The 15,452-nt window shown below is 68.1% G+C and carries 14 protein-coding genes; 8 read left to right on the forward strand and 6 right to left on the reverse strand.

What is annotated here, in order from left to right:
- Positions 1-87 precede the first annotated feature (87 nt).
- Entirely contained in the window at positions 88-492 is a 405-nt protein-coding gene (locus tag J2848_RS02115) for a response regulator (protein ID WP_149230791.1), read from the forward strand.
- Positions 489-827, forward strand: coding sequence for a hypothetical protein (locus J2848_RS02120; protein WP_149230792.1), 339 nt, complete (start codon positions 489-491; stop codon positions 825-827). Before J2848_RS02115 ends, J2848_RS02120 begins: the two co-directional genes overlap by 4 nt.
- A gap of 6 nt (positions 828-833) precedes the next feature.
- Here the strand turns inward: J2848_RS02120 and J2848_RS02125 are convergent, their stop codons facing one another.
- Together J2848_RS02125 and J2848_RS02130 are read right to left on the reverse strand one after the other, a co-directional pair.
- The gene (locus J2848_RS02125; protein WP_246193774.1) at positions 834-1,442 is read right to left on the reverse strand and encodes a nitrogen fixation protein NifQ; all 609 of its coding nucleotides are present in this window, start codon (positions 1,440-1,442) and stop codon (positions 834-836) included.
- 108 nt (positions 1,443-1,550) lie between these two features.
- A complete protein-coding gene (locus J2848_RS02130; RefSeq protein WP_149230794.1) occupies positions 1,551-2,000 on the reverse strand; it encodes an SRPBCC family protein in 450 nt (149 codons plus the stop codon).
- 136 nt (positions 2,001-2,136) lie between these two features.
- Between J2848_RS02130 and J2848_RS02135 the strand changes: the two genes are divergently transcribed.
- The 5 genes from J2848_RS02135 to J2848_RS02155 all read left to right on the forward strand — a co-directional run bounded on the left by J2848_RS02135 (position 2,137) and on the right by J2848_RS02155 (position 7,939).
- Entirely contained in the window at positions 2,137-2,556 is a 420-nt protein-coding gene (locus tag J2848_RS02135; protein WP_149230795.1) for a secondary thiamine-phosphate synthase enzyme YjbQ, read from the forward strand.
- Between the two features lie 171 nt (positions 2,557-2,727).
- Positions 2,728-4,344: a DegQ family serine endoprotease gene (locus tag J2848_RS02140; RefSeq protein WP_149230796.1), complete on the forward strand. Its 1,617-nt coding sequence runs from the start codon at positions 2,728-2,730 to the stop codon at positions 4,342-4,344.
- A 90-nt stretch (positions 4,345-4,434) separates the two neighbouring features.
- Positions 4,435-5,124 (forward strand): winged helix-turn-helix domain-containing protein, encoded by a 690-nt coding sequence (locus J2848_RS02145; RefSeq protein WP_149230893.1) that lies wholly within the window; start codon positions 4,435-4,437, stop codon positions 5,122-5,124.
- A 27-nt stretch (positions 5,125-5,151) separates the two neighbouring features.
- Positions 5,152-6,585 carry a sensor histidine kinase gene (locus J2848_RS02150; protein WP_149230797.1) on the forward strand — a complete coding sequence of 478 codons (1,434 nt, stop codon included), beginning with the start codon at positions 5,152-5,154 and terminating at the stop codon, positions 6,583-6,585.
- A gap of 253 nt (positions 6,586-6,838) precedes the next feature.
- Positions 6,839-7,939 carry an AI-2E family transporter gene (locus J2848_RS02155; RefSeq protein WP_149230798.1) on the forward strand — a complete coding sequence of 367 codons (1,101 nt, stop codon included), beginning with the start codon at positions 6,839-6,841 and terminating at the stop codon, positions 7,937-7,939.
- An 11-nt stretch (positions 7,940-7,950) separates the two neighbouring features.
- On the opposite strand, the gene J2848_RS02160 is transcribed toward J2848_RS02155, so the two are convergent.
- The 3 genes from J2848_RS02160 to J2848_RS02170 all read right to left on the reverse strand — a co-directional run bounded on the left by J2848_RS02160 (position 7,951) and on the right by J2848_RS02170 (position 11,985).
- Positions 7,951-9,507, reverse strand: coding sequence for an MDR family MFS transporter (locus J2848_RS02160; RefSeq protein ID WP_149230799.1), 1,557 nt, complete (start codon positions 9,505-9,507; stop codon positions 7,951-7,953).
- Positions 9,508-9,603: 96 nt separating this feature from the next.
- The gene (gene sppA / locus J2848_RS02165; protein ID WP_149230800.1) at positions 9,604-11,355 is read right to left on the reverse strand and encodes a signal peptide peptidase SppA; all 1,752 of its coding nucleotides are present in this window, start codon (positions 11,353-11,355) and stop codon (positions 9,604-9,606) included.
- Positions 11,356-11,412: 57 nt separating this feature from the next.
- Positions 11,413-11,985: a peroxidase-related enzyme gene (locus tag J2848_RS02170; RefSeq protein WP_149230801.1), complete on the reverse strand. Its 573-nt coding sequence runs from the start codon at positions 11,983-11,985 to the stop codon at positions 11,413-11,415.
- Between the two features lie 169 nt (positions 11,986-12,154).
- Here J2848_RS02170 and J2848_RS02175 point away from each other — a divergent pair, with 169 nt between their 5' ends.
- The gene (locus J2848_RS02175; RefSeq protein ID WP_149230802.1) at positions 12,155-13,222 is read left to right on the forward strand and encodes a response regulator; all 1,068 of its coding nucleotides are present in this window, start codon (positions 12,155-12,157) and stop codon (positions 13,220-13,222) included.
- Positions 13,223-13,277: 55 nt separating this feature from the next.
- Here J2848_RS02175 and J2848_RS02180 read toward each other — a convergent pair whose 3' ends face one another.
- A complete protein-coding gene (locus tag J2848_RS02180) occupies positions 13,278-15,350 on the reverse strand; it encodes a methyl-accepting chemotaxis protein (RefSeq protein WP_149230803.1) in 2,073 nt (690 codons plus the stop codon).
- Positions 15,351-15,452 lie beyond the last annotated feature (102 nt).

Here is a 15,452-nt window from a genome sequence, read left to right on the forward strand (position 1 = left end):
TCCACACGCCGGTAACCGACCTTCGGTTGCCCGCCGCCGGTTCGGACTGTATCTGTGGAATGCGGCGATTTGGCTGGAGGATCGGGAATGGATATGCAGGCGACGGACTATTCCCAGCGTCGGATCCTGGTCGTGGAAGACCAGCCCTTCGTCCGCCGCACCATCGTCCAGATCCTGAGCCAGATCGGCTTCCGCGATGTGGCGGAGGCCGATAATGGGGAGTCGGCGATGTACGAATGCATCCGTGTCGATCCCGACCTGATCGTCTGCGACATCGACATGAAGCCGGTCTCCGGCTTGCAGTTTCTGGCCCGCCTGCGCGCCAGCACAGAGGCCGCCAATCCCCGCGCCCCGGTGGTGTTCCTGACGAACCACACCGAATCGGAGATCGTGAAGCAGGCGATGGCACTGGGCGTCAACGGCTTCGTGGTCAAGCCGCCCTCCTTCGCCGCGCTGAAGGAGCGGGTGGACCGGCTTTTGGGGGGACGGTGAGGCGTCTGGTCCTGCTCGCCGCGCTGCTGCTCGCCGCCTGTTCGGGCGAACCGTCGGAGGGCGATATGCGCAAGTTGGTGGAGGCGCACACCCGCCGCACGCTGGAGCGGCAGGGCAACGCGACTTTCCGCGGCTTCGACAATTTCCGCAAGCAGGGCTGCGTCGAGGCGAAGCCGAAGGGCGGGCCGATAGAGAGCGGCCAGCATGACTGCTATTACGCCGCCACCTTCGTGCCGCAGCCGGGGCAGCCGCCGCTGACCGTCAATGGCAAGGGCCGCTTCCGCCACACCGACAAGGGCATTACCTTCGAGGATCTGGGCGCCCAGCCGCGCTGAAGTGTCTTATCCGCCGCGGGCGAGGCGGGAAAGGGTGGACAGCGGATCGCCGGCCTCCTCGCCGAAGCAGACCTCCACGTCGTCGCAGACTTCGCAGTTGGGGGATTTGCACAGCATCAGCCCCTCGCGCTCACAAAGCTGGCGGTAGAAGAACTTCTTCCACTTCATGTCGCCGGAATTCATCGCCACCAGCGTCGGGAAATGCCGCCGGAACATGGTGTTGAGTTCGCCACGGTCGTGGAAGCCCATGTCCTGCCACAGATGGTTGGGCTCCAGCGACCGGCGCGCCAGGATGGCGGCCAGCCAGCGCTCCTCGTCGGCTCCCTTTGCACCATGCTCGACCAGAAAGGCGCGCAGGTCCGCTTCCTCGATGGCGTCCTCGCCCGCCTCATCGTCATCGGGCAGGGCGGCGACGGCATTGGTGAAGTGGGGGGCGTGGCGTGCGGCAAGCTCCGCGAGGTCCGTCCTGGCCAATGCCAGCGCCTGGACCATGGTCCGCACCGGATCGGTGGCGGCGAGCGCCAGGATGCGGCCGAAGATCATGCGATCGGCGTCGGGGTCAGGTCGGGCAGGGGGGTGGGCAAGGGGCTGGGCAGTGGGCTGGGACAGGACCACTCGGCATCTCCACCGGCAAAGAGCACCCGCGACGCCGATATCCTGACCTAAGGTGCTGCACCTGCGAAAGGCACTGATTGGCGGTCCGGCCTGCGGCATTACGCCGCATCACTCCCCGTGGACGTCGACCTCCTCAGCGAAACGCTCGAAGAAGCCAGCGAGCACGCGGTCGGTCTTGGCCTGCACCAGTTTCACCGCCAGCCGGCCGACGGCACCGCCCAGCGCCACCGACAGGCTGTAGGTCAGCCGGGTACGCCCGTCCTCCTCCTCCAGCACCACCAGCGCCTCGCCCTTCACCGCGCCGGCCAGTCCGCCATTGCCCTGGGCGATCAGCCGGTAGCGGTGGGCGCCATCCTCCGGCTCCAGCCGCAGGCGGCCGGAGAAGCGCGCCTTCATCGGGCCGAGGGTGGTGCGCACCCGCGCGGCATAGTCAGTGGCCGACAGCCGCTCCATCTCTTCCAGCACGGGGATGCAGCGCATCAGGACCGCCGGGTCGCAGAGTGCCGCGAACACGCGGTCGCGCGGTCCGGGAACGCTGTGGGTGCCGGTGATGTCCATGCGCCGTTTTCCTCCATTGCGGTTCCGGTACAACAGCGTACCTGCCGATCCGTCCGGGCAGACACATCTGGTATTGCCTGATCCCGGAACCAAGCCAGCGAAAAATGCCACCGAAAACTGAAGGAGACCGAACGCCATGCGACAAGCCGCCACGATGCTGACCGTCCCCACCCGAGGCGCCGGGCTGGTCGAGGTGACCGCACCGGTGCGGCGCTGGGTGGCGGAGCAGGGGATGGAGACCGGGCTGCTGACGGTGTTCTGCCGCCACACCTCTGCATCGTTGACCATTCAGGAAAATGCCGATCCCGACGTGCAGACCGACCTGCTGCGCTTCTTCCGCCGGCTGGTGGCAGAGGATCCGTCGCTCTACGTCCACACCACCGAAGGACCGGACGACATGCCCGCCCACATCCGTTCCGCCCTGACCGGTGTCAACCTGTCGATTCCAGTGATCGAGGGGGAGCCGGCGCTGGGCACCTGGCAGGGGATCTACCTGTTCGAACACCGCGCCCGGCCGCACCGGCGCGAGATCGCGCTGCATCTGATCGGGGAGTAGGGCCGCGCGGCCGATCCGACCGGCCAGCCTGAAATTTCTTTCATCCGGTCGCAAGGCGGCGGTCAAGGGTGGGTTCCTATGTTGGGAACAACAGCGGTGAGGTGCTGCGGCGGTCGGATCGCCGGCACCACCTCCCCACAGTCGGAATCGCCTGATTGGAGTGTCGCCGTCATGACCACCCTTCCTCCCGCCAATTCGCAGTCGAAGCCCCAGCGCGAGATCGGTCGTGCGGGCCGTTTTCGCCGGACCGTCGCGGCCCTGCTGCTGGGCTCCACATTGCTGACGGCTCCGGCGCTGGCCGGCTGGGCGGTGTCGCAGGCACAGCAGAACGCCACGCCGTCGGCCATTTCCCCAGCCGTTTCCATGGTGCAGGACACGCCGGCCAGCTTCGCCGACCTCGCGGCCAAGGTCAGCCCGGCTGTCGTCAACATTGCCGCCACCCAGGAGGCCAAGGCCGAAACCCGGGCGCAACGCGGCCCGGCCATCCCCGGCTTCCCGCCGGGCACCCCGTTCGAGGAGTTCTTCCGCCAGTTCCAGGACCAGATGGGCCGGAATGGCGGACCCAACGGTGGGCCGGACGGTGACCAGGATCAGGACCAGGGGCCGCGCGGCAAGACCGGGGCGCTCGGTTCCGGCTTCATCATCGATCCCGCCGGCTATGTCGTGACCAACAACCACGTCATCGACGGCGCCAGCGAGATCACCGTCACCCTCCAGGACGGCACCGCAATGCCGGCCAAGCTGATCGGCCGCGACGCCAAGACCGACCTTGCCCTGCTGAAGGTGAAGTCCGACAAGCCGCTGCCCTCGGTCGACTGGGCCGACAGCGACAAGACCCGCGTCGGCGACTGGGTGATGGCGGTCGGCAACCCGTTCGGGCTGGGCGGCACCGTCACCAAGGGCATCGTGTCGGCCCGAGGCCGCGACATCCACAGCGGTCCCTATGACGATTACTTCCAGCTCGACGCCGCCATCAACCGCGGCAACTCTGGCGGCCCGACCTTCGACCTCAGCGGCCGGGTGATCGGTATCAACACCGCCATCTACTCGCCGAATGGCGGGTCGGTCGGCATCGGCTTCGCCATTCCGTCCAACCTCGCCAAGGAGGTGGTGGCTCAGCTGAAGGAGAGCGGCAAGGTAGAGCGCGGCTGGCTCGGCGTGAAGATCCAGGAGGTGACTCCGGACATCGCCGACAGCGTTGGCCTGCCTGGCGCCAAGGGCGCCCTGGTGGCGGAGGTGACCGCCGACAGCCCGGCCCAGCGTGCCGGCCTGCATCAGGGCGACGTGGTGCTGTCCTATGCCGGCAAGCCGGTCAACAACCTGCGCGACCTGACCCGCCACGTCGCGGATACCAAGGCCGGCGACACGGTGGAGCTGAAGATCCTGCGCGACGGCCGGGAGAAGACGGTGCCGGTGCGCATTGACCGCCTGTCCGAACAGCAGCAGATGGCGTCGGCCGACAGCGACACCGGCAAGGGGTCCGCCGAGCATGAGGAGGTGGCGCCGGTGAAGGGGCTGAAGCTCGCTCCGCTGGACCGGGCGGCGCGCAAGCGGCTTGGCATCGGCGAAGACGTGCAGGGCGTGGTGGTGACCGGCCTGTCCTCCAGCGTCGACGTGCCGGTCCGCCCCGGCGACGTGATCGAGCGGGTCGGCGACACCGAGGTGAAGAGCCCGGCCGATGTCCGCCAGCAGGTGACGCAGGCCGAGAAGGCGGGGCAGAAGGCGCTGCTGATGCTGATCAACCGGCAGGGCAACGAGTCGTTCGTCGCGCTGAAGCTGAAGGCGTGAGGCAACGCGCTCTCCGGGTGACGGAAAGTCCGGCCGGGCACGACACCCTCGTGCTTGGCCGGGCTGTTTTGGGAGGCTACACTCGTGCTCATGAAGATTCTCGTCATCGAAGATGATCGTCAGGCCGCCAGCTACCTTGCCAAGGGGCTGAAGGAGGCCGGCCATGTGGTGGACGTCGCCAACGACGGGAAGGAAGGCCTGTTCCTGGCCGGAGCCGAGCATTACGACGTGATGATCGTCGACCGCATGCTGCCGGGACGCGACGGGCTGTCGCTGGTCCAGGTGCTGCGGGCGGCCGGCAACGACACGCCGGTGCTGTTCCTGTCGGCTCTGGGCAGCGTCGACGACCGGGTGAAGGGGCTGAAGGCCGGCGGCGACGATTACCTGACCAAGCCCTTCGCCTTTTCCGAGCTGCTGGCGCGGATCGAGGTGCTGGTGCGCCGGCGCGGCGCCGCCCAGCCGCAGACCCGCCTGTCGGTGGGGGACCTGGAACTGGACCTGCTGTCGCGCAGCGTCAAGCGGGCCGGCAAGCCGATCGACCTGCTGCCGCGCGAGTTCTCGCTGCTGGAGTATCTGATGCGCAACGCCGGCAGCGTGGTGACCCGCACCATGATGCTGGAGAATGTGTGGGACTATCACTTCGATCCGCAGACCAACGTGATCGATGTGCACATCGCCCGTCTGCGCCAGAAGATCGACAAGGACTTTCCCACCCCCCTGATCCACACCGTGCGCGGCGCCGGTTACAGCCTGCGCGCGGCGGAGACGCAAGGGGCTTGATGGGGGCTTGATGGACTTGCGTGACGTATGAAGCATGATGGCGCGGCCGCCAGCGGCCTGCACGGCTTCGTCGCCGCCGGGTCGCGGCTGGTGCGAACCACGACGTTCCGGCTGGCGCTGCTCTATCTGGCGATGTTCGTCCTGTCGGTCGGGCTGATCCTGGGCGTCGTCTATCGCACCACCGCGGGATTCCTGGAGCAGGAGATCGGCGAGACCATCGCGCTGGAGGTCGCCGGCCTTCAGGACCATTACCACAACTATGGATTGCCCGGCCTCGTCGATGTGGTGCGGACGCGCAGCGCGGTGGCCAACAACAACTCCATCTATCTGCTGACGACGGCGGCAGGGGTGATCCTGGCCGGAAACCTGTCGGGCTGGCCGGCAGCGGTGCCGAATGCCAGCGGCTGGACCCATTTCAAGGTCGCCGATTATGGCGGGGTCAACGACCGGCCCTCGACCGCGCAGGCCGTGACCTTCACGCTGCCGGGACAGTTCCGCCTGCTGGTCGGCCGCGACATGAGCGAGATCGACCAGCTGCGCACCCGCATGTTCCGCTCGCTGGGCTGGATCCTGGGGGCGACCGCCCTGCTGGGGCTGGGCGGCGGGCTGCTGATGAGCCGCGGCGCTATGCGGCGTATCGAAGCCATCAACCGCACCACCCGCCAGATCATGAGCGGCGACCTGAGCGACCGCGTGCCGCGCTTCGGCGGCGGCGACGAGATGGACCGGCTGGCCGGCAACCTCAATGCCATGCTCGACCGCATCGAACGGCTGATGACCGGCATGAAGCAGGTGACCGACAGCGTCGCCCACGACCTGCGCACACCGCTGACCCGCCTGCGCTCCCGCATCGAGCTGGCTCTGCTGCATGAGACGGAGGATCCGGAAGTCTACCGCAGCGTCTTGCAGGATACGATCGTCGAGGCCGACCGGCTGCTCGCCACCTTCACCGCCCTGCTGTCGATCGCCGAGGCCGAGTCGGGGGCCAAGCGGCAGGACTTCGTGCCGGTCGATCTGGCAGAGGTGGTGGAGCTTGCCGCCGACCTCTATGAACCGGTGGCGGAGGAGCGTGGGCAGCGCCTATCGGTCGATATCCGCGGCAAGCCTATGGTGCATGGTAACGGCCAGCTTCTGGCCCAGCTGGTGTCGAACTTGCTGGACAACGCGATCAAATACACGCCCGACGGTGGCAGCATCATGCTGGTTCTCGACGGCCCGGCCCCCGGCCGGGCAGCCTGCATCGAGGTTGCCGACAGCGGTCCCGGCATTCCGCCGGAGATGCGCGACAAGGTCCTGCAACGCTTCGTCCGGCTGGACACCGCCCGCGCCTCGCCGGGCAACGGGCTGGGATTGAGCCTTGTGGATGCGGTCGCGACGCTGCACGGCGCAAAACTGGAATTGAGCGACAACCAGCCGGGGTTGAAGGTCAGTCTTGTTTTCCCGCCGGAGGCGCGCCGGTAAGCGGTTCCGGCACCGTCGGCAAAAGCCACGGACAAAAAAAAGCCCGCCGGTGGGCGGGCTCTTCAAGTGACATCAGCGAGAATGACTCCTTGGCGTCATGACTGATATGGGGCGGGCCGGAGCATCTTCCATACCGATCTTCGGACTACCGCCGACGGCCTAGCCTGCTGAGGTTCCGCAACGTCTGGTGACCCGCTGCGTTCTTGCCCCAAGGCCGCCCGTCCGGCGGCCGCGAGTGCGGGAGTTTGAAGAGATGGCGACACCCAGCCGGCCCACCGCCTATCACGCCGCCACGCATGCTCCCACGCCGGGCGGCGGGGCGGCGCAGACCGCGCCGCCCGCAAGGGCCGGACGCGGGGAACTGGCGGTTTTCACCTGGAAGGTGCTGATCGTCGCCGGGGTGGCTGCGCTGAGCGTCTTCCTGTGGCGGATATCCGGCACGCTGCTGCTGATCTTCACCGGCGTGCTGTTCGCCATCCTGTTGCAGCGCCTGACCGGCTATGTGCAGCGGGGGACCAGGCTGGGCCATGGCTGGTCGCTGGCCATCGTGCTGCTGGTGCTGGTTCTGCTGGTCGGCGGCGGCGTCTGGCTGATGGGCACCTCGATGGCGGCACAGCTCGGCCAGTTGCAGGAGCAGGTGACCAAGGCGATGGGCATGCTGCCCGACGGCTGGCGCGACCGCATCATGGAACAGGGCAAGGAATGGCCCTGGATGAACCAGCTAAGCAGTTTCGCTTCCGGCCTCGTCTATGTCGTCGGCGATGCGGTGGTGGTGATGTTCGCAGCACTCTATCTGGCGGCGTCGCCGGGGGTCTATCAGCGCGGCGTGGTCCTGCTGGTGCCGCCGCGCGGGCAGAAGCGGGCCTGCGAGGTGATGGAGGTGGCCGGCGACAGCCTGTGGAAATGGCTGATCGGGCAACTGGTGGCGATGGCGGCGGTGGGGACGATGATCGCGGTCGGGCTGTGGCTGATCGGCATCCCGTCGGCGCTGGCGCTCGGCATCGTCGCCGGATTGCTGGAGTTCATTCCGCTGGTCGGCCCCTTCCTGGCGGCGGTGCCGGCGATTCTGATCGGCTTCGCCCAGTCACCGCAGGATGCTCTTTGGGTCGCCGGGCTCTATCTGGTCATCCAGCAGGTGGAGGGAAACCTGATCACGCCGCTGTTGCAGAAGCGGGTTGTCGACCTGCCGCCGGTGGTTACCATCGGGGCGATCGCCGCCGGTGGCGTGCTGTTCGGCATCATGGGCATGTTCCTGGCGACGCCGCTCGCCGTGGTCGTGCTGGTGCTGGTCAACCTGCTCTACATCGAGGACAAGCTTGGAGAGCCCAGGCACTTTCCCAGCGATCATTCCTGACGGCTGACCGGTCAGCCTTCCGCCGCCGGCGCAGCCTCCGGCCGGCCAGGGTTGGCGGAGCGCAGCGGCAGCTCCTTCAGGAACAGGGTCATGGCAAAGGAGACGACCGCCAGCGCCGCTGCCAGCAGGAACAGGGTGGCGAAGCCGTGCTCCAGCGTCGCCACCACCCCGCCGCGGGCGGCGGCGGGCAGGTTGGCGAGGGCCGCCGCGCCATGTTCCAGAACCGCGCGGCCGGACAGGCCGGCGCCTTCCAGCCGGTCCGACACCACGCCGTTGAAGACGGCGCCGAACACCGCGACGCCGACCGACCCGCCGAGCGAACGGAAGAAGCCGACCGACGCGGTGGCGGCCCCCAGGTCGCGTTGCTCCACCGCATTCTGCACGGCGACCGTCATCACCGGCATCACCAGCCCCAGCCCCATGCCCAGCGGCACCAGGATCAGCGTCGACCACAGCCCGTCGGCCGTCAGCGCCGGCAGAGTACCGAGCAGCGCATACATCAGGCCGGACAGGGCCAGCCCGGCGAGCGGGAAGGCCTTGTAGCGCCCGGTCTTCGCGATCAGCCGGCCGCCGCCGACCGACCCGAAGGTCATGCCCAGCACCAGCGGAAGCAGCAGCAGGCCGGACACCGTGGCGCTGGCCCCCTGCACCAGCTGGAGATGCAGCGGCAGATAGACGATGCCGGCGAACAGGACCATCGCCGACACCGCAACCACCGGCGTCGCCACCGCCACCACCGGGCGGCGGAACAGGTGCAGCGGCAGGATCGGCTCCTCGATCCGGCGTTCGTGCCACAGGAAGACCACCAGCATGACGAGACCGGCCGCCAGCAGGCCCAGCGCCGCCGGGCTGCCCCAGCCCATGGCTTCGCCGCGGGTGGCGACGATCAGCAGGCTGGTCACCGCCCCGGTCAGCAGTGCCGCCCCGGCCAGATCGATGCGCGGCCTGGCCCGGCCGGCGGGCAGGCGCGACAGGGTGCGGCGGGTCATGGCGAACGCTGCGATGCCCAGCGGCAGGTTGATCAGGAAGATCCAATGCCAGCCGATGGTTTCGGTGAAGATGCCGCCCAGCAGCGGCCCGGCGACGCTGGCCAGCGCGAAGACGCCGCCGATCATGCCCTGATAGCGCCCACGTTCGCGCGGAGCCACAACGTCGCCGATGATGGTGAAGGCCAGCGACATCAGCCCGCCGCCGCCCAGCCCCTGCAAGCCGCGGAACAGGATCAGCTGGGTCATGCTCTGCGCCGCCGCGCACAGCACCGAGCCGGCCAGGAACAGGAGGATCGCCGTTTGCAGCACCCGCTTGCGGCCGTAGAGGTCCGACAGCTTGCCGTAGATCGGCGTAGTGGTGGTGGAGGTCAGCAGATAGGCGGTGACCACCCAGGGCAGCATCTCCAGTCCGCCGAACTGGCTCGCCATCGTCGGCAGTGCCGTGGCGACGATGGTCTGGTCCATCGCCGCCATCAGCATCGCCAGCGCCACCCCGCTGAACACCCGCAGGATCTCCTGGTGGGTGAAGACGGGGTGGGCCGGATTGGGCCGGGTGGAGTGGACGGCGGTCTCGGTCATGGTCGGACGTCTCGGACGTTGAGGTCTTTGAACGGAGTGCCGGAAGCGGCCACACCATAGACCCGGAACTGTTCTATGCAAGTCCGCTGGATCGGATCACCGCCCCAGCGACATCGACGGCATGCGGGCCTGGACGCCGTCACTCTGGGTGAGGGCGAGCAAGGGGCGGAGCTGGGTCAGCAGGGGGCGCAACTCCGCCGCGGCTGCCAGGGCGCCGACCAGTTCGCCTTTGCGGGATACCAGATCCAGGATCTGATCGGTCACCGATTTCGGCGGCGGGTAGGGCGCCAGGGTCACCGGGGCGTCCGGCGACAGGCCGGCGGCGGTGCGGGCGAGCGTCAGCGCCTGCTCCTGGCCGCCGAGATCGTCGACGAGGCCGAGTTCGCGGGCCTGGGCGCCGGTCCAGACGCGGCCCTTGGCGATGCCGCGTGCCTGTTCCGGCGTCATCCGCCGGGCCTCGGCAACGCGCTGGAGGAAGTTGGCGTAGGTATCGTCGATGATGGCGTTCAGCCGTTCGGATTCGCTGTCGTCGAAGGGGCGCAGTGGCGACCACATGCCGGCGTTGCGGGCACCCCGCACCCCGTCCCAATGGATACCCAGCTTGTCGGACAGCCCGCCGATGGCGAACTTGCCGGCGACGACGCCGATGGAGCCGGTGACGGTGGCGGGGGAGGCGACGATGCGGTCGGCGGCCAGCGCGATCCAATAGCCACCCGACGCGGCGGTGTCGCCCATGCTGGCGATCACAGGCTTGCCGCTCTGCCGAGCCTTGACCAGGGCCCGCCGGATCGCCTCCGAGGCAGACACGGCACCGCCACCGCTGTCGATGCGGAACAGGATGGCGCGCACGTCGGGATCCTCGGCAGCCTCCTCGATCGCCTTGACGATGGTCTCCGACCCGGCGGACACCCCGACCGGGGTCGGCTTGCCGCTCTCGCCGCCGGTGATGGTGCCGACGGCGTGGATCAGGGCGATGGTCGGCCCGGTGTCGTTGGGGCTGCCGGCGACCGACAGGTAATCGGCCGGATCCACCATCTCCGCCCCGGCGCCAGCCCGTTTCAGCGCTTCGTCCCGCGCCTCGTCGGCGTAACCGAGCCGGTCGACGAACTTCTGCTCCAGCGCCTCCCTGCTCAGCAGCGGCGCCTTGTCCATGGCAGTGCGTACCGCGGCGGGGGCGAGGCGGCGGCTCTTGGCGATGCCGTCGACCAGCTGGTTGCCGAGGTCGGCGACCAGCGCCTCCATCATTTCGCGGTTGGCCGGGGTCATGCCGGACTTGGTGAAGGTCTCGGCGAAGCTCTTGTATTCCTCGCGCTGGGCGAAGCTGGGCTGCACACCCAGCTGGTCGAAGGCGTCGCGGGCGAAGGGCAGCTCCGCCGACAGGCCGGTGATGCCCAGCGTGCCCAGCGGCTGGAGCCAGACCTCGTCGAAAGCGCTGGCCAGCAGGTAGGAGCGGTTGCCGGCCCCGGCCCCGCCATACTCCTCGGCGAAGGCGACGGTGAAGCGGCCGGAGGCACGGAAGCGCTCGATGGCGGTACGCAGCTCCTGTGTCTGGGCGAAGCCGATGCTGTCGTCGCCGAAGCGGGCCAGCACGCCCTTCACCTTCGGGTCACGCCGGCCGCCGTCGAGCGCGTCCAGCACCTCGCGCAACGTGGGCTGGTGTTCGAACAGGCTGCCGAACTTGCCGTCGTCGCTCTCGGCCAGCGGCTTGGTCAGGTCGAGTTCCAGCACCACCGCATCGGGCAGAGTGGGTTCATGTCGGACCGCCAGCACCACCACCGTCACCGCACCGGCCACCAGCAGCAGGCCGATGAGCGCGAACAGACGGACGAAGAAACGGACGATCGCCATGATTCCTACCCTGTGTGGCCTCGACTGTACCGTTGAAAGCCTGGGAATATCCGGGCCTTAACGATCCTGGCTGTGGTACTCGCGGTTGGGGATCATGTCCACCGCGGTCGCCACGCGGTTGGACATGTTGTAGAAGCCGACCGTATCGGCAATGTCGAAGATGTCCTCCGCGCTGAATCCGGCGGCACGCAACGCCTCACGGTCGGGCTCGCCCACCGACATCGGCTCCTTGGTCAGCTTCCAGGCGAAGTCGAGCATGGCGCGCTGGCGCGGTTCCAGCGGGGCGACGCGGTAATTGGCGACCAGCATCTCGCCCAGTTCCGGATCGCCGGACAGCTTGCGCACCGCCTGCCCATGGGCCACCAGACAGTAATAGCAATGGTTGGCGGAGGAAACGACCACCGCGATCATCTCGCGCTCAAGCTTGCTGAGGCCGCTCTCGCCCAGCATCAGCTCGTTGTAGAACATGGCGAAGTTGCGCAGCTTCTTCGGCCGCAGGCTGTAGGCCTGGAGCACGTTGGGCACGAAGCCCAGCTTTTCCACGCACTTGTCGAACAGCGCCTGCATGTCGGGGTCGAGGTCCGGTTTCTCCGGCAGGGGCAGGGCCATGACGTGATCGGGTTGCGGCATCGGGCGGTTCCTCTCCTTTTTGCTTGGCGGGCCTCGGCGGCCGGGGGAGGGTAACCGCGCCCACACGGTTTGTCTTCCGTTCCGCTTGTCTCTCGCCAATCGGGGCAGGCTGTGCCAGAAGTGGAGGAATGAATGCGGGGATATGGCCCGGTTGGTGGAACAGAGGGCGATGACCCAGCCGAAGCTCGATCTGTTGACGGTCCTGGTGGTGGAGGACAGCGGCTTCATCCGTTCGGTCCTGACCGCGACGTTGCGCACCATCGGCATCGGCCGGGTGGAAGGGGTGGCGAGCGGCGCCGACGCCATCCGCTGGCTGGACGAGCGCCGCGCAGCGCTGCCGCCGGGGACCGCCCCGGTCGACCTGATCCTGTCCGATCTGGTGATGCCCGAGGTGAACGGGCTGATGCTGCTGCGCTGGATCCGTTCCAGCCCCAAGAGCCCCGACAAGTTCCTGCCGGTGCTGATGCTGTCGGGTGCGGCCGACCGGCAATATGTGGAGCAGGCGCGGGATCTCGGCGCCTCCGACTTCATCGCCAAACCTTTTTCCGCCCAGACCATCGCCAGCCGGCTGCTGTTCGCCATCGCCCGGCCGCGCCGCTTCGTGCTGGCCAAGGGCTATTTCGGTCCCGACCGACGCCGCGCCGACAAGCCGGTGGCGATGGATTGCCGGATGACCTCTCCATCGGAAATCCTGGTGGTGCACAGCGCGTCGAAGGCGCGCGGCATCGACCGTTTTCCGGTCATCTATTTCGACCTGCCCAACCGGCTGGGCGCCAAGGTCGGCCTCGCCCCGCGCGATCCGGTTCCGACCCTGCCGCCGGAGGTTCTGGCCGCCGCTGAGGAGGAGATCCTGAACCGCGCAGGCGACTATGCCGTCTGGATCGGTGCGGAGGTGGAGGAGATGGGCCGCAGCGTCGACCGCCTGCCGCGCGAGCCCGAGGCGGTGCCCGGCCTGTTGGCCCAGGTCAACCGTTCCGCCCACGAGATGCGGGGGCAGGGCGGCATCTTCGGCTATCCGCTGATCACCCACATCGCCAAGTCGCTGTATGAGGCCACCCGCAGCGGCCTGACCACGGTGACCGCCAACGAGCATCTGCTGTTCAAGGCCCACGTCGACGCGATCAAGGCGGTGATGACCGGCCGCATCAGCGGCGACGGCGGAGCGACCGGGCAGCAACTTCTGGCATCGCTGGAGGTGGCGAAGCGGAAATACGCGAAGGCGACCGGGCTGGGGTAAGGGAAGCTATTCGCGAGTGGATCTCGCGATGAATGGCAACTCTCTACCTTGCACCTCACGCTGCCCGGATTTTCCCGATGAAGTCGGCGACGTCGCTGCGCAGGCCGTCGGCGTTCTGCTTCAGGGCGTCGGCCATCCACAGCACTTCCTTCGCCATGGCGCCGGCGCGGCTGGCTTCGGTGCCGACGAGGGCGGCGTTGTGGGAGACCTGGTCGGTGCCGTCGGCGGCCTGACGGACGTTGCGGCCGATCTCGGCGGTGGCGGCGTTCTGCTCCTCCACCGCGGCGGCGACGGCGGAGATGTTCTCCTCGATCCGGGTGACGATGGTGCCGATGCCGCCGATCGCGGTGACGGTGCGGCTGGTCGCCGACTGGATTTCGGCCACCTTGGCGGTGATGTCCTCCGTCGCCTTGGCGGTCTGGCTGGCGAGTTGCTTCACCTCGCTCGCCACGACGGCGAAGCCCTTGCCGGCCTCACCGGCGCGGGCGGCCTCGATGGTGGCGTTCAGCGCCAGCAGGTTGGTCTGGCCTGCGATGTCGGTGATCATCCGCACGATCTCGTCCACCTGCTGGGCGGCGCCGCTGAGATCGGCGATGACGTCGGCGGTGCGCCGGACGTCGCCGACCGCCCGTTCCGCCATCTCGGTCGAGCCCGCCATCTGGCGCCCGATCTCGGCGATGGAGGCGGTCAGCTCCTCCGTCGCGGCGGCGACGGCCTGGACGTTGTCGGATGCTCCCTCCGAGGCGCGGGCGACGGAGAGCACGTGCGATTCGGTGTCGGACGCGATGCAGCTCATCTGCTCGGCGTTGCCGCGCAGGCCGCTGGCGGCGCCCGCCAACTGTTCGGCGACCGCTTCGATGTGACGGTCGAAATCCGCCACCAGACCTTCCAGGCGTTCGGCCTCGCGCAGGCGCTCCTCCTGATGCCGCTGCTGTTCGGCGGCGAGGCGGTCCGCTTCGGCGAGGCTGAGGCGGAAATGGTCGAGGCTGCGCGCCATGGCGCCCAACTCGTCGGCGCGCTCGGCACCGTGGATGGTCAGCGCGCGTTCCCCGGCTTCCAGACGTGCCATGGCGCCGTTCAGGCGGGAGATCGGCCGGGTGATGTTGCGGGCGACCAGCACCGCGATCAGCGTCATCGTCACCAGCAGAACGACCAGTGCGGCTGCCATCCCGATCAGCCGGTTCATCGAATCCCGTGCGTCGCGGTTGGCAAGCCCGATCAGGTCGTCGGCCACGCGGGTTTCGACGCTGCGCAGCATGTCGATGGTGGTGGTGATGGTGTCGAACCACTTTCCGGCATCGACACCCTGGTTGTCGGCCCCATAGGCGGAGGCGACACCGATCCGCCGCATCCGCTCCACCTCGGCGATGGCCGATCCGGCAACGGTCTGGTCGTAATAGCGGGTTTGCTCCGCCGTCAGCTTGTTCTTGAGGCCGTCCATCAGCGCCTTGTACTCGCCCGACAGTTCGATGAAGCGTTCATGCGCGTCGGCGGGGAAGCGGTCCTTGCGGAAGGCGCCGCCACCCACCGCACGTTGCTGGCCCAGCCGCTCCTTCCCCTCCGACAGGGAAGCCAGGGCATCGGCGGCGCGCAGTTGGTCGCTGCCGTCGGACAGGGATCGGGCCTGCCCGGCGGCGTCGAGCAGCCTGCGGATCATCGCGGTGTAGCTCGCCACCACCTCCATCGAGGATTGCGTCATGCCGTCGACGCCGGTGCGCAGGCCGGACAGCTGCGACAGTGCGTCACGGGCGCTGCCGATCGCCGCAGCCACCTGGGGATCGCGGATCCGGGGCCCGACGATGTCCCGGGCCAGTTCGCCCAGCCGGGCGTCGGCAGCGGTCCGCACCGTCTCCATGCGCTTGCGGTCTTCAGCGAGCTTGCCGCTGAGGAAGATGGAGGAGGAGCCGCGCTCCTTCTGAAGTTCGTGCACAAGGCTGGTCATGCCCACCGACAGACGGGTGACGGAGGCGAGATCGGAAGCCCGGCGGGTGGATTCGACCTGCTCCCACACCAGCAACGACGACAGCACAACCACCCCCGCCATCGGGACCGACAGGGCAAGTGCCAATTTCCGCGTGAAGCGCATGTCGCCGAGCAGCCGGTCAGCAACCTTCAAAAGCGAGACCATCTTACAACTCCAACAGCCCTGACCGTTGCGGCATGGCGACGAAAGTTCCAAGCCGAAGGTATGAAAGCTAATGGGTTAAAGCACAGTTAGGTTTAACCACGA

Origin of the sequence: Azospirillum lipoferum, assembly GCF_024170005.1 — a bacterium.
Taxonomy (GTDB): Bacteria; Pseudomonadota; Alphaproteobacteria; order Azospirillales; family Azospirillaceae; genus Azospirillum; species Azospirillum lipoferum.